This is a genomic window from Halobacillus trueperi, from assembly GCF_003386945.1.
Taxonomy (GTDB): Bacteria; Bacillota; Bacilli; order Bacillales; family Halobacillaceae; genus Halobacillus; species Halobacillus aidingensis.
Window position 1 is genome coordinate 15,312 of sequence record NZ_QUAE01000009.1, and the last position, 15,165, is coordinate 30,476.

Below are 15,165 nucleotides of genomic sequence, written 5' to 3' on the forward strand. Positions count from 1 at the left end.
TCTTCGACAAATTGTAGGATAAACCGATATATATAGTGAAAACACGACAATTATCCTAGTATTCCGATTTTTCTCTATCCGATGTACAATAAGAGGAATTGGTACTAGTTTCTAAGAAAGGAATGTGATGTGATGAACGTCAAAAGATTGCTGGTTTTTATCGCTCTGCTCGGGATAGCGGTAGCTACAACTATTTTTACCGTCAACGCTGTTCAGGCCAATACACTTGAAGAGCAGTATGAGCGTGCAAATGAAGCTTTCCAAGCAGAAGAATTCGAAAAGAGTGTGGAGCTGTATTTAGAAGTACTGGAGATGGACGCTTCCCATCAGGAAGCAAGACGGAAACTTGCACAATCCTACATACATTTAGATCGAATGGAAGAAGCTGTGCAAACCTTGAATGAAGGAATCTATGCTGCACCTGAAGCGGGGGCTTTATACACCCTTCTATCCGACGTGTACAGTAAGGAAGGAGATATCGAAAAAGCGTACCGGACGCTGAAAAAAGGCCTCCGCTATAGTAAAGACCCATCTATTCAAGAAACTTACGATCACTTTCTTTCCAAAATGTCCATCGACAAAGAAAGAAGTTATGTCCAAGAAGGTTACGAACGGGAATACCGTCTTGTCTGGTCGGATGGCGATGGAAATCTTTATCCCCTTGAAGCAAAATGGACGGTCGAGGATGCTTCGATTGGAGAAGTCACTCCTGTGGAAGAAGAGCCTGCGGTTACGTTCAAGGGGATAGAAACGGGACAGACGGAAGTTGTAGTTACTTGGGAGGATTTTACCCAAACGATGAATGTCAATGTCGAAGAACAGGTATTGGAAGAGGTCACCTTCTCTCCTGAAGAATGGGACGCTTTCTCGATCGGGGAAAGTCTAACAATAGAAGCAACAGGAGAAGACGCGGCCGGTGAAGAGATGACCTTTGAACCGGATTGGGCAGTAACGGAAGGAAAGGTTCAACTCATGTCCGACGGTCCATCAGCGACATTGACGGCTAAAGAGTCCGGGTTAGATGTGTTGACCGTCTCCTATCAAGACTTTACGAAAGAATTTCCAGTGATGGTTGAAGGGGAAAGCGAATCCGAATCCTTTGTCCAAACAAATGTCGAAGGGCGAGGCCGTATCGCTGTTACACCAGATCAAGAGAGTTATGAAACGGGAGATGCCGTCCAGCTTCAAGCTATAGCTGAACCAGGTTGGACGTTCGTACGGTGGGCAGGCGATATCGAAGGAACTCAGAGCGCCATTGAACATACGATCGATGAACACCTGAAGGTCACCGCCATTTTTGAATCCAACAGTCATGAGTTAAACCTTACGATTGAAGGAGAAGGCGAAGTGTTCCGTGACTCGCTCCCCAACACCTACTCGCACGGTGAAACGATTTCGTTGAGGGTACGTCCGGCACCTGGATGGACTTTCGCCGGCTGGGAAGGCGATCTGACGTCATCAACACCGAAGGCTCGCTTGACTTTTGATGAGGATAAGCAGGTGCGAGCCGTTTTCGTTGAAGAAGAACAGGATGAGGACGAGGACGAGGAAGTGCAAGAAGAAGAGGAACAAGAGGAAGTAAAAGAAACAACGAAATACCGACTGAACGTAGGGAAGAGCGGAAAAGGTACAATTAAGCAAAGCCGCTCCGGCTCAAGTTTTGAAGATGGAACACTTGTGACATTGACCGCAACCCCATCTAACGGCTATGTGTTTGCGGGATGGCACGGAGATGTTACTCATTCATCGAGAACGGTTACGGTTAAAATGAACAGTCATTATTCTGTAAATGCCGTATTCGAAGAGGCCGCCCAGGAACCAGAACCTGAGCCCGAGCCTCAACCTGAACCCGAACCGGAAATGTACACCTTATCGACATCCACGAATGGACAAGGCTACGTTAAAGTTTCCAAACAGACGGTGCAGGCAGGAGAAAGTATCTCAATCCAGGCGGTTCCTGCCGAGGGATGGACATTTGTCCGCTGGGAAGGCGATGGATCAGGAAGTTCTGCAAGTACATCGATGACGATGAATCGAAACAAACAGGTAACGGCCGTATTTGAACAAGAGAAAGAGTCTTCTTCAGAAGAGGAATAAAGAAAAGCCATGGGATCCCTGTGATCTCATGGCTTTTCTACTTTCATTTCTTATAAATATTGATGATCCGCTCCAGCATGACTTCTTCATCGTTCTCCTGAGCAAGCTGTTCTCCTCTTTGAACTCTAGCCTCTCTCAAGTAAGTATCATTCAACACTTTGGCCATCCCTTCTTCAAGAGCTTGTGCATCCTTTGGCTGAACAAGTTCGCCCGCTTCGTCTTTCAGGAGATAAGACAATCCTCCAACATCAGAAGCGACGACAGGTGTATGGGCGGACATCGCTTCAAGCGCGACAAGTCCGAAACCTTCAATATGTGATGGTAAGACGAATAGGTCAGCCGCTGCCATCCACTTCCCGACGGTCGCCTGATCTTTCGTGCCGTGGAAATGGATGCGGTCTTTTTGATTAGAATGAATCGAAGACTTTAGTTCCTGTAAGAAACTCTCACTCTTCTTGCTGCCAACGATATGGAGCTCGAGATCCCCCTCTTCTCCATTCAAGAACTGAAATGCTTTCAACAATTCACGCAAACCTTTTGCTTCTATCAAGTTTCCAACAAAAAGAATGTGACGGTCTTCTGTTGAGAGGCCGAGTTCCTGCTTCGTCGCTTCTTTAGGTCTTGGGGCAAAGACGTTTCGGTTCACTCCCATGTTGATGACTGAAACATTGGATTCCTCAATGCCAAACCCTTGGAGGACTTCTTCTTTCAGCGCTTCTCCAACGACAATGACATGATCCGCTTCTTTCAAAATATATTCTGTCATCTTCCGAATCCACTTGTTCTTTTTCGCCATCTGATCGAGGTCCCCACCGTGGGAAGTGACGACAAGCTTCGTCCCGAAGAGCTTCTTAAATAGGAGTGCAGGCAGTCCACTTGGAAAGATGTAGTGGGCGTGGACGACATCGTAGTTACGGCCGGACGGCAATTTACTGATCGTTTTCAGGAACCAAAGGCCGTACTTTTTCAATAGGTTGACTTTCCCGCCACGGTTATCGCGGTTGACGGCGATGTCGATCTTCAGCCCCTTTTTCTTCAAAGCTTCGACCTGATTCTTCACGAAGATGCCGTAGGTCGGGTTCTTCCGACTGGGATACATATTACTGATGACTAGTACACGTTTACTCATAGATGAATCCTCCCCGGCCACTACTTGATCGAGTGACGATAGAAATCTTTTTTCTGGTCATAGTTTTTGAAGATCGCCCACAGCAGCGTATCCGTGCGGTTGACTTGTTTGAACGTTTTCGGGAAGTTGATTTCCTTTTCCTTCAGCGTGTCACAATGCTTAATGAACGCATCCTTGTCCAGTTGGATGAACCCTTCGGCCGATTGCACGGAGGGTTTGGCGAGATTTCCTTTCAGCTGGTTCAACTCAAGGAAGCCGTCGAAAGCAATCGCCTGAGAAGCGAAAACTTCGGTCGCCTGCACCTTCTTGCCGAACTGATCAGATGTGTCGACAAGACAGTTGATGAAGTCCGGTGGAAACGCACAGTTGATTTCGTACATGCGGACTTTCCCTTGGTAACCCATCTGTTTTAACGTGTCCGCGAGAAGCTGGGCCGTGGCTGTGTGATCGGTGTGGGCATCGACATAAGGTGTCGTATAAATGACATCAGGTGAAACTTCTTCGATCTTTTGTTTAAGAAATTGGATATTCTCTTCACTGCTGGATACTCCGCCATCAGGAAGGTCCATATAAGAAACGTCGGATAGTTTCAGAATGTCCATCACTTGATGGATTTCATCTTTCCGGCTTTGTTTCAGTTCTTCTTCACTCAAATCACTGACACTTCCGCCCCCATCGGTCATGAAAAGGCAGTGGATTTCCGCCCCATGATCCGCATGTTTCCGGAGAGTGGCACCAGGACCGATGGTTTCATCATCCATATGAGGCGCGAGGACAAGCACTTTTTTCTCCCCTTCAACAGAGGTTACCTCTAAGTCGGCACTGTAATGTCTTTTCAATATTCTGCGCGTGACAGGCCGGTTGACCGGCCTCGCGATATTCATTAAGGTTTCTTTTTTATTCATGATCCCTACCCCTTACGTTTCGTGACATTTCTTAGCAAAAACAAGAAGGCATGTGTTTTTAATACAAAAGCTACAGCGGCAAACACGAGGCCACCAACAATGGCGACTGTGATGATCTGGACGATATTCGGCCAACCCGTAATGAGCTGCTGAATACCAATGACCACTCCGCTCATTGCAGCAACAGCCAGGGTGATTTTCAAATAGTCGATCGTTAAATACTTGAAGTCGAGTCCGCCGACGAGTTTTACGAAGACAATCAAACATGCGCCCGTATAGAACAAAGCCATGACGGATGCGGCGAGTGGGATTCCCAAGTAGCCGAGCCACTCAGCGAACAGGAAGTTGAACAACACATTAAGAGAAATCGACCCGATACTGATCATCAAAATCAGGTGGCCCTTCTTCATCGTGTAGAACCCTTTGTTGATAACGTTATTCAAACTGAAGAACACGACGGAACCGAAATAAAAGTATGCCACCTGGGTGGTAGCGGCTGTCGCTTGATCAGAAAACTGTCCTCGTTCATAGAAAAGCTCGATCAAGTTCGGCATTAACAACATCATTCCGATAACCGAAGGGAGAAGGACGAGGTACATCGTCGTCAGTCCCTTTTCGATGCCTTTCTTGAACTGATCGTTGTCGTTGGCAGTGACCGCTTTCGATAACAACGGAAAGATAATCGTTGCGATCGTTACACCGAAGATGGCCTGTGGCATATGGACAAGGTTTTTCGCGTAGTTGATGTACGTCACAGCCCCTTCGCCCTGGTAGCCAGCGAAGATCGTACCGACCATCAAGTTCACTTGTCCGACAGCAACCGTCAGCCCGACGGGTAAAAAGATCCAGTAGAATTGTTTCACTTCCGGCCAATCGATTTTCTGCTTCACATCCATCACTTTTCTCGGGACAACAAGGAACAACTTGAAAATCAATGATAAGATCGTCCCCGCCAAGTACCCGAGCGCCAGCGAGTAGGCACCAATTTGATTGGCGAACAAAAAGGCAGCCCCAATTGAGCTTAAGATGACGATGATTTGGGAAACGATCGACAATGAGAACTTGCTCTCTGCATCAAAAAACGCTTCCAGCACACTGTTCATCCCGACAAAGGAGATGCAGGCAAAGAAGATGATCATCACCCATGTCGCGATCTGTGTCGCTTCTTCACTGAAGTTCGGGTAAAGCAGCGGCATGAGCACAGGAGCGATCAGCATACCGATGACAGATAAAATGAAGGCAAGAACGAGCGTCCCTTTGAACACCTGACCTAAGTATCTCTTCCCCTTATTTTGTTCCACCGATTCGATATAGCTCGGTACCAGCGCATTTTTCATCCCGTTTGTCATGAACAGAATGAGCATATTTGGAATGATGAATGCAGCCAAATACGCATCTGCGACATAACTATCTCCGAAATAATAGGCAATGACCATATCCCGGATCAAACCAGAGACTTTCAGGAGCAGTGTCGCTCCGATAAATAATAGACTTGCAATCCCTAACTTCGATTTCAATTTCTATACCTCTTTCATATCTCTTCATAAATTGACAATAAAAATCCATTAGCATGATTTTACCACAGCTGTGGGGATGGGTGAACGGAATACATAGAAGCACGACGAAAGATGGGTGAAATTTCTCCTTTTCTTTTCCATCTATACCCTATAAACTATAGGAGTTATGAGAAAGGAGCATCCTATGAAACGTACGATGATCAACGAGATTTTCTTCATCCGGGCGATTGCTTGCTTATGTGTCGTGCTCATCCATTCCATGACGATGACCCAGCATAATTATGAGCTGTTCCGATTAACGGATGAACTGTTGTATATGTTCAAACTGACCATTATGTTTGCGACACCCGTTTTTGTTATGATTTCTGAATTCTTATTATCCTACTCTTATCCAGACAAACTTCCAAAAGCTTTTTGGAAGAAGCGAATTATATATATTTTAGTGCCTTATATCGTCATGGCTGTTATCTATTCCGCCTATCCTCTATTATCAGGGACAGGCTTTACATGGGGACGTTTTATGGAATTGTTCTTTGAGAAAGGGTTCCTGGGACTGTGGCATGGTTACTTCGTCTTAATCATCTTCCAGTTCTATGCCCTTCATTTCTTATTGAAGAAGTATTTCGACCGGTTTCCGGCACTGTTGATGATTGGAATCTCTCTTATCGTCAATATGTTCTACCTGGCGATCTATAACTTTAGTTGGTTCCATGACTTTTCATTCGTCGCTGCTCTAAGACCTTATTATAAACTGCCATTCCTTGGCTGGATCTTCTACTTTACGGTTGCCTACTACGCAGGGAAAAACATTGATGTATTCTTGACCTTCATTCAGAAGTATAAATACTATCTACTTGCAGGCGCAGCACTGACTGGAATGGTGCCGTTATTAATGAGATACAACCACATTTATTCGGTCGTCTCATCGAAACGGTTTGACGTCGTGCTTTATACTTTCTTCATCTTCTGTCTGCTCTATCTCATTGCCAGACAGCTGAAGAAAACACCAACGATCGTCATGTGGATCAGCAGCAGTTCCTATGGAATTTATCTGCTTCACCCGTTATTCCAGTTCAACACGATCGACTTTTTGCAAAGCATGCCCTTTTACACAAACTTCGGTGTGCATATCTTACTCTTATTCATCATTGGCGTCGGCGGACCGATATTGGTCACCTATCTATTGAACAAGGTACCATACGGGGCTTTGATTGTCGGCAAGTTCAATGCACCTAAGTCATCAGCACCATTGAAAGAAAAGATGAAAGCAAGTTAATCAAAAACAAGGAAAAACGACCAGCATCTGCTGGTCGTTTTTGTTATGTATGTAGAGACTATTCCCCACTAGTAAAATCTATGAAACTTAATTGTTACACAACTGTAAAACTATGACGAATCTTGTTATGTTACGCTTGTAAAGGATTACAAGGACAGACAAAAAAAACACAAGGGGAGTCTTACTAGAATGAGAAAATTCTTAACGTCGATTGTCGCTTTTGCCACGGTTTTTCTACTATTTACACCTAATGCTTTCGCAGGACAAAGTGTTCGGGACCAAGTAGTAGATATTGCATATGATTACTCAGGTTCACCGTATGTTTATGGAGGCACATCGCCACACGGTTTTGACTGCTCAGGATATACGCAGTATGTTTTCGCAAAAGCGGGCATTGACCTTAATCGAACTTCTCGTCAACAGTATCAGCAAGGCGAATATGTGAGCCGCTCCAATTTGCAGAAAGGTGACTTAGTCTTCTTCGGCAGCCCGATCTGGCACGTAGGTATATACATAGGAAATAACAAAATGATTTCTGCGGAAAACCCGACAGATGATATCGAAGTCGCTTCTCTTACAGGTTACTGGGATCGCAACTATGCTGGTGCGAAACGCATCATCAAAGAAAGAGAAACTGTCACAGAGTCTGCTGTTAAAGAACTTCCAGCAGGTGAATATCACGACGTCAACAAGTACCACTGGGCTTTTGATCACATCAGCCACCTTGGAGAAACAGGCATCATCAACGGATATGAAGGAAGCCTCTTCAAGCCTGACAACAAAGTTACACGTGCGGAAGCCGCTACAATGTTAAGCATCGCGCTGGACCTTCCGACTTCTTCTCATAGCGAATATTCTGATGTATCCAGTTCCCACTGGGCTTCGGATTACATCAACGGTGTTACAGCGAAAGGTTATTTCTCCGGATATGAAGACGGTACTTTCAAACCGGACGAGCCGATTGAACGTGCAGAAATCGCCGCTCTATTCACTCGTGCATTCAACCTTGATGCAAGCGGATCCGGCAGCTTCGGTGACCTAAGTTCTGATCACTGGGCTTATGAAGATATCCAGACATTGTCTGCAAGCTCCATCGCAACAGGTTATTCTGATAACACATTCAAGCCTGGTAAAGAAACAATCCGTAGTGAGTTCGCTGTATTCTTGTACAGAGCTCTCTATCAATAAGAGATTCCTATAAAAGCTCAGAGTTTATGACTCTGGGCTTTTTTGTTGTCTTTTTTTAATGAACGTTAGTTATCATATTTGCCTTTCTTTTCTGTTCCTTTACAGGGAAAGAACATAATCTTCATTTATTTAAGTAATATTTACAAGACATTTCCCGCTCGCTTTAAGATCCAAACATCCTTTTTATAATATTTTCACCTCTATATTACTAGCAAAATTCAAGATATACTCCCTATTTTTTAAGCTTTCACTTCAGAATGCAGGATATGGGGTGCTCGCTTTCCACGGGAGCGTGTTGATCCCCTTCCCTATCCCTTGCCATGCTAAGTAAAACGATTTTGTTTATACACTATAGTCGGCAGAGAAAATCTCTTTGCATTTAAATATTTAATTCTGTTTAAGTCTTCTGTTGGTTTTTGGTTCAAGAGCCTGGACATATGATACGCTTAGCTTAACCATTTCAAATTTTCATTGGAACTATTATTTTTTGTTCAACTAGTGGAGCAGGTATATGGGATTTAGGCTGGGAGGTGCAAATAATAAGATATTTATTTGTTGTGTTGACGCTTTGTTTAATCACTGGATGCACCAACGCTGGACCTATTAAATCCTTTGAGGGTTATTTTCATACTGTCGAAGCTTCTAACACACTACGAATTGATTGTTCTTCAGCGGTCCAAGAAAATGATCCTTACGATACAGATATAGGCTATATGTGCAAGGTAGAGGTCACTGAAAATACGATCATTGAAACCGAAGATGGCAAAAAATTAAATGTAAATGATTTGGCTGAGTTGGATGTAGAAAAAACAAACACCCCTAAAGGTGTTAAAGTCGATCTGGCTGAAGAACAAGATATAAATACAAGCAGCAGTAGCAGGGAAGGATTAAAAGCATCCAAGATTGTTATTTCTAATTAAATTAGCTGCTATCCTTTATAAATATCCGCACTACACTTAACGAATCCAAACATAAAAAACCCCTCTGCTTTTGCAGAGGGGCGGCTATTAATCTACCCAATTGTAATAGTCTTGTATACCTTGTGCGATGGCTTCTGCTGCACGTTCTCTCCAATAATCCGATCCTAGTCTTGATGCATCGGTATCGTTTGTAACAAATCCTAATTCTACAAGAGCTGAAGGTAATGGAGTTTCACTGATTACACGATAAGGAACATCCTTTACTCCACGATCCGCTAAATCCAGCGCTGGGACCAGTCGGTTTTGGATATATGTAGCCAACTGTTTACTCTTTCTCGCTCGTTCATCTAAACTTGCAGAAGAATAGTACGTTTCAATACCATTGGCACTTTCCATATAGAAAGAATTCGAATGGATACTTACGAACGTGTCCGCATTACGATTGACGGCATAATCTACGCGGTCTTCCAATTCAACAAAAGTATCATCATCTCTTGTCATCACTACCTGAATACCTGCATCCACTAAATACTTCTGAACACGCTGTGCTACATCAAGGTTGATCTCTTTCTCTACCAACCCGTTAGCTGTGGCACCGCCGTCCAAGTCACCGTGACCTGCATCGATAGCAATGATGTGTGAACCCGACTGGTCGGTGGTCGTATAATCTTCATGCACATAACCGTTTAAACTACCATATGAAATCTTCAGCCAATCACCTAAATCTCTGTGAACTTGAACCGTTGTTCCCTCGGATAGTTTACCGACAATGGAATAACCCGTACTTGGACCGGAACGGACATTTAAAATACCTGCTGTGACTACGCGTTCTTCGTAGGAGTCAATGTCCGTGGAAACTCTGAATTGTTCGTTCAAAGCGCGAGCAACAAATAAGGCAAACTCTTCTCTTGTAATCGCTGATTCCGGCCGGTAAGTACCGTCCGGGTATCCTGCAGCTACCCCGGCACTTGTTACGCTTTTGACGGCGTCATAATAGTACGCATATGGGCTGACGTCTCCGTAGCTTCCATTACTTCCAGAACCTAGCGAAAAAGCGTTAGAGACCGAAACAGCCATTTGTCCACGTGTCATCGTTTCTTTTGGTTTGTATGTACCATCAGGATATCCTGAAATGGCTCCTTGTTCATAAGAAGACTGTATGTATCCAGAAGCGTAGGAATAACGTGAAACATCCGAAAATACCGTATTTCTCTGAGTACCGTCGAGTTTAAGCGCCCGAGCAATTAATGTCGCCGCTTCTTCCCTTGTGACTTCCTTATGGGGCTTGAAGGTTCCATCCGGGTAACCGCTTAATACTCCCTGATTCATCAAGTAATTGATTTCTTCCTGTGACCGATCAGGTATATCCGATAACGAATCAGCGTTTGCCACATTCGATGGCCAAACAGCTGCTGTGACTAAAGCTAAAAGGAACACCAACATTTTTATACGATTTTGCAACATTCTCCAAAAATCTCCCTTTCTCGAGTTTTTTCGTTTCTATTGCTATTATACTTGGAAACTATTCACTATCATAGTGTGTTTTTACTTAATTGCTACTAAGAAGAAAGCCCTCCAAGTAAGTCAAAAATATCTAATATTTCCCCTGCCCGTTCCTCACATTCATCTGTCGAAATCAACTCCTACAAAGTCTTCCATATATGCATACTCAACCTATGAAAATATTCTAATTTCAAAACGTAAAAAAGCCGGATAGGCATCCACCCATCCGGCTTTTCTTATTGATTGTGATTAGAAACGATCGTCTTCTGCTTTCGCAAGGAAACGAGCGAATTCTGCACGTGTCGTTTCTTTGTTCGGCTTGAACGTTCCATCAGGATAACCGACAGTGATTTCATTGGCTGCCAGCGTGTTGATATAGCTGGAAGCCCAATGTGCGACAGGAACGTCGCTGAATCGATCATCCGTACTTCCTTCCAAGTCATAAGCATCGACAACGATCTTCGCCATTTCAGAACGCTTCAACGTAGCTTTCGGATTGAACTCTCCATCTGGTGAACCGACCATAATGCCTGCTTCGGCAATGGCGGCAATGGCATCATATCCGTAATCGCCCGCTTCAACATCGCTGAATCCTGGATCTTCGACATCGTCTGTGTCTAAACCAAGCGCACGAGTAATCATTTGAGCCGCTTGAACACGTGTAATATCATCGTTTACACCAAAGTCACCATTCGGGTAACCGTAAATGATACCAGCAACGTTCAGCTTTTCAATCGCATCCTTCGCCCAGTAACCATCCGCTACATCGTCGAAGGAAGCTGGTGCGTCGTCAGATTTGTAGATTGTAATATTCTTCGTCGTTGTATTTCCAGCAAGATCGACGAGTTCGATTGCAAACGTGTTCTTGCCATCTTTTAAGTCGACCGTATGCTCGAGCGTTTCTTCAATTGCTCTCATTTCAAATGGCTCTTTGAACACTTTAGAGTAGGCTTCGTCCCCGTTGACAGTCAAGCGAAGCTCATCAAAGTTGTCTGCCATAGATACATCAAGAGTTGCTTCATCTTGATCCGTGTAGTGTGGACCTTCAACCGCCAACTCTGGGCTTGTAGAATCAATCATGAAACGACGCATGAATGAAATATCGTTTCCACTGTCATCCACGGCATGGAATTCGATTTCTTTGAAACCGTCAGATTTGAAGCTGATGGTTTCATTGAAAGAATAACGATCATTCTCTGCATCCCATGTCAGTTTCGCTTCTTTACCGTTCATTGTAAGTTTTTCCACTTTGGAATCATCCGTCACATAACCAGTGACGATTACTTCTCTACTGTCTGTAGGCTCTAGAGCTAGAGGTGTCAGAGCATTCACAGATGGAACGGTATCATCTTCACCTTCAAGCGCGCTGTCTGTTGTCGTATTACCCGCATAGTCATAAGCGACGACCTTCACGCTTGAAACTTCCTCTGCCTTAACCGTGTAAGCATCTGTATCTGCAGCTAAAGGTGTTTCCGTGACATCTTTCCCGTTAACAATGACATCATAGTGGGATAGTCCAGCACCTTGATCTTCCGCATCCCAAGTGATTTCTTTTGATACAGAATCGTAGGATACATCTAAATCAGGTGTCTTCGTATCGACACGGACCGGAATCACTTTGGACTGCCAATCAGCATCTGGATAGTCGACAACAGATTTCACTTCATAATAGTAAAGACCGTCTTCGACGAACTCTCCATCTACTTTTCCATCCCATGCGCCTTGATCGTAAATGGAATACGATGGGGCTGCTCCTCCGTCATAGTAATTCTTTCTTACTTCTTCTTGGGAACTGATCGTACGTAACTCATTCAAATCTTCATCCAAAATATTGAATTCTACTTCCTTAGCGTTTCTCAAGAATGAGAGAATCGGCATGACTTCATCGGCCATATCATCCCCGTTCGGTGAGAAACCAATATTATTTCGGGAGCCGACAAGTTCTTCATCTGTACCCAGCAATGGATCGACTCCTAAATACTGAAGCTCCAATCCGAATGGAGCAAGGAGACCTGACTGACCATAGAAAGAATCCCCATCTTTTTCATAGATGGTATCATCAACGATTGGTGCTTGATCCCATTCTCCATCAAAGCCTACATAAGGAACATTAAGTGGTGCATTCACATCATTAGGGTCTTCAAGTGTTACAAAACCTTCTACGAAGTAGCCATTTTCAAAGATTTCATCCAACGGCTGGTTTCCGAACCAGTCAATACCTTCTGATAAATCAACGGTTACATCAATTTCAATAGAAGAGTTGGCTGGTACAAGCACTTGATACTCCCCATCCACTTCACTTCCAGCATCTGAAGTGATTTCAATAGGGAAATCACCTGCGAACGGTGCTTCTTCACTGATTGTTCCTTCCTTGTAAATTCCTTGTGTTTCTACAAGGTTTTCACCCGCTGATACAAGGTCTGTCTGAACGGTACCCGACACATTGTACACCGTGTTTTCATCACTGAAGTTATCAACGGTCAATGTGAAGGATTCTTTACCATCCATTTCTTTCAAAGCGACTTTACCTAAACCTGTTTCTTTCTCAGTAACAATGGCAGGAGTCTGCATAGCGGCATGAAGGTCCATCAGCCCTGCCCCTTGTCGACGTGGCGAGAATGCAAGTCCTGACTGGTAGTAGTCATTGTACAAACCTGTATCTACTTGTGGTACAGACGTGTTCATAAGAAGGTTCTTCGCCATTTCTACACGATCTTCACCAGCAAGATCGAATTCATCTTCCAATCGTTGCATCACTAACGCTGAACCTCCAGCTACGTGTGGAGCAGCCATGGATGTACCACTCATCAAACCATATTCATCATCTTGCAAGGTTGAAAGAATGTTTCCACCTGGTGCTGTGATTTCAGGTTTGAAGTCAAGGTTCGGTGTTACTCCCCATGAAGTGAAGGAAGAAAGATTGCCGAATTCAGGGTTGATCGACTTTACTTCTTCCCCTTCAAAGGAAACTTCAACTGTACTTCCTTCTAGTAATTGATCTCTCAAATTCTCCCCAAGATCTTTCAGAATGGACAATTGAGGAATAGTGATTTCCCCGCTTGATGCCATACTGATATAACCAGAAACATTATTGAAGATGATGACTCCTTTTGCCCCGCGTTCCTGGGCATTCAGCGTCTTACTTACGAATGTGGATTCCCCACGCTGAATGAGAGCGATCTTCCCTTCAACATCAACGCCTTCAAAATCGTTCGCCTCCGGGTTAGCCTCTGAATCACCTGGTGTGCGTCCGAGTCCAGCATAAACCAATTCATGGTATCCTTCTTCTAAAGTATCAGGATGGACATCACTCGCTGAAAGGAATGGGACCGGTATGCCTTCTTCCCCATCTACACGAGTATTGAATCCGTCCAGCATCAGGTACTCGTTTTCAAAAGAAGCGACTTGCAGGGACTCTGTTGAAAGACCTGGCGCGCCCACTACCCCGATATCAGGGTTCGAAGCCAGCGGATTAGCGAAGCCTTCTCCCAAGCGTGCAGAGTTACCTGCGGAAATAGCCATCATAACGCCATTTTCAACAGCTCTTGCAATCGCTTTCTGTTCAGGGTCTTCAGCATCGACGAAACTTGCTGTTGAACCAAGACTCATATTGATGACATCCGCTCCCAGAAGGATCGCATCATCAATTGCTTTAATATAAATATCTCCATAAGTGGATGGCATTTGAGGATCATTACCGAAAACTTTCAATCCAAGGATTTGCGCTTCCGGAGCGACCCCTTTAATTCCTCCATTGTCTTCATCTCCGTTGGCACCTACTGTTCCGGATACGTGCATGCCGTGCATACTCGCATCAGGCCCAAGGTCTAGTACCGTGTCATTCTCATCTGCATAGTTGTAACCATAAGGGACCTTTTCAGTGAAATACTTCCCTTTTAATTCACCAGACTGTTTTAGTGTGTCGACATCACTCTTACTAATCTCAGGATCTGTTTCGTCACTCAGGACCATGTCCTTGTGTTCCGGATCGATTCCTGTATCGATGACACCTACCGTCATTCCTTCCCCTTTATAGCCATACTCCTGCCAAGTTTTTTGTGCATTGACAAGCTCTTTACTATAAAGCATCTCCGGCTGTTCTGTCGGGCGTTGGTATTCATTTGTGATATGTACTTTGCCGACATTTGGTAGTGTTTCAATCACTTCTACAGCTTTGAAATTCACTGTACCACTAAAGCCGTTCACTACTGTTGTAAAGCTTTGCTTGTAATCCATCGGGACGGATTGCTTCTTGATGGCAGCTTTCACTTTCGCCTGCGCATCTAAAGCTTCCTCCCGCAATTTGTTCTTATTCGCTTCTGATAATTCGCTGTAACTCTTCCCTAAACTCTGAGCCGAATAAATGGTAGGCTCTTCCTCTAGTTCAACAATGATTCGTACTTCATCATTTGGTCCATAATTCTCACGGTCATCTTCCAGCGAAAATACTCGTTCTGTCTTTTTATCTGCGGATTGGGTTGAACCTTCCAAATTTTTGTTTGGAATTCCAGTTGCAGCGAAAACAGAATGAGAGAATGCTAGAAGGAATACAAAGAACAAAATTAACGTCTTTTTCAAATTCAATATTTCTCCTCCTCAAATAATTTCCAGAATCGTGCGACCATACTCC

At 44.2% G+C, this 15,165-nt stretch carries 9 protein-coding genes; 4 read left to right on the top strand and 5 right to left on the bottom strand.

The window, feature by feature from the left end; genetic code table 11:
• Window positions 1-132: 132 nt before the first annotated feature.
• A complete protein-coding gene (locus tag DYE48_RS12165) occupies window positions 133-2,097 on the top strand; it encodes an InlB B-repeat-containing protein (protein WP_115823877.1) in 1,965 nt (654 codons plus the stop codon).
• 43 nt (window positions 2,098-2,140) lie between these two features.
• Here the strand turns inward: DYE48_RS12165 and DYE48_RS12170 are convergent, their stop codons facing one another.
• Genes DYE48_RS12170 through murJ form a run of 3 tightly spaced genes read right to left on the bottom strand, consistent with a single transcriptional unit; the run spans window position 2,141 to window position 5,648 of the window.
• Window positions 2,141-3,226, bottom strand: a complete 1,086-nt coding sequence (locus DYE48_RS12170; protein WP_208639660.1) for a glycosyltransferase — start codon at window positions 3,224-3,226, stop codon at window positions 2,141-2,143.
• A 20-nt stretch (window positions 3,227-3,246) separates the two neighbouring features.
• Window positions 3,247-4,131 carry a PIG-L deacetylase family protein gene (locus DYE48_RS12175; RefSeq protein WP_115823878.1) on the bottom strand — a complete coding sequence of 295 codons (885 nt, stop codon included), beginning with the start codon at window positions 4,129-4,131 and terminating at the stop codon, window positions 3,247-3,249.
• Between the two features lie 5 nt (window positions 4,132-4,136).
• Window positions 4,137-5,648 (bottom strand): murein biosynthesis integral membrane protein MurJ, encoded by a 1,512-nt coding sequence (murJ, locus tag DYE48_RS12180; protein WP_115823879.1) that lies wholly within the window; start codon window positions 5,646-5,648, stop codon window positions 4,137-4,139.
• Window positions 5,649-5,832: 184 nt separating this feature from the next.
• Between murJ and DYE48_RS12185 the strand changes: the two genes are divergently transcribed.
• The 3 genes from DYE48_RS12185 to DYE48_RS12195 all read left to right on the top strand — a co-directional run bounded on the left by DYE48_RS12185 (window position 5,833) and on the right by DYE48_RS12195 (window position 9,032).
• Entirely contained in the window at window positions 5,833-6,924 is a 1,092-nt protein-coding gene (locus DYE48_RS12185) for an acyltransferase family protein (RefSeq protein WP_167449507.1), read from the top strand.
• 189 nt (window positions 6,925-7,113) lie between these two features.
• Window positions 7,114-8,112 (top strand): C40 family peptidase, encoded by a 999-nt coding sequence (locus DYE48_RS12190; protein WP_115823881.1) that lies wholly within the window; start codon window positions 7,114-7,116, stop codon window positions 8,110-8,112.
• 530 nt (window positions 8,113-8,642) lie between these two features.
• On the top strand, window positions 8,643-9,032 hold the full coding sequence (locus DYE48_RS12195; RefSeq protein ID WP_147299280.1) for a hypothetical protein: 390 nt from the start codon (window positions 8,643-8,645) through the stop codon (window positions 9,030-9,032).
• 87 nt (window positions 9,033-9,119) lie between these two features.
• Here the strand turns inward: DYE48_RS12195 and DYE48_RS12200 are convergent, their stop codons facing one another.
• A complete protein-coding gene (locus tag DYE48_RS12200) occupies window positions 9,120-10,496 on the bottom strand; it encodes an N-acetylmuramoyl-L-alanine amidase (RefSeq protein WP_115823883.1) in 1,377 nt (458 codons plus the stop codon).
• A gap of 288 nt (window positions 10,497-10,784) precedes the next feature.
• Window positions 10,785-15,119 carry a S8 family serine peptidase gene (locus tag DYE48_RS12205; RefSeq protein ID WP_115823884.1) on the bottom strand — a complete coding sequence of 1,445 codons (4,335 nt, stop codon included), beginning with the start codon at window positions 15,117-15,119 and terminating at the stop codon, window positions 10,785-10,787.
• Window positions 15,120-15,165 lie beyond the last annotated feature (46 nt).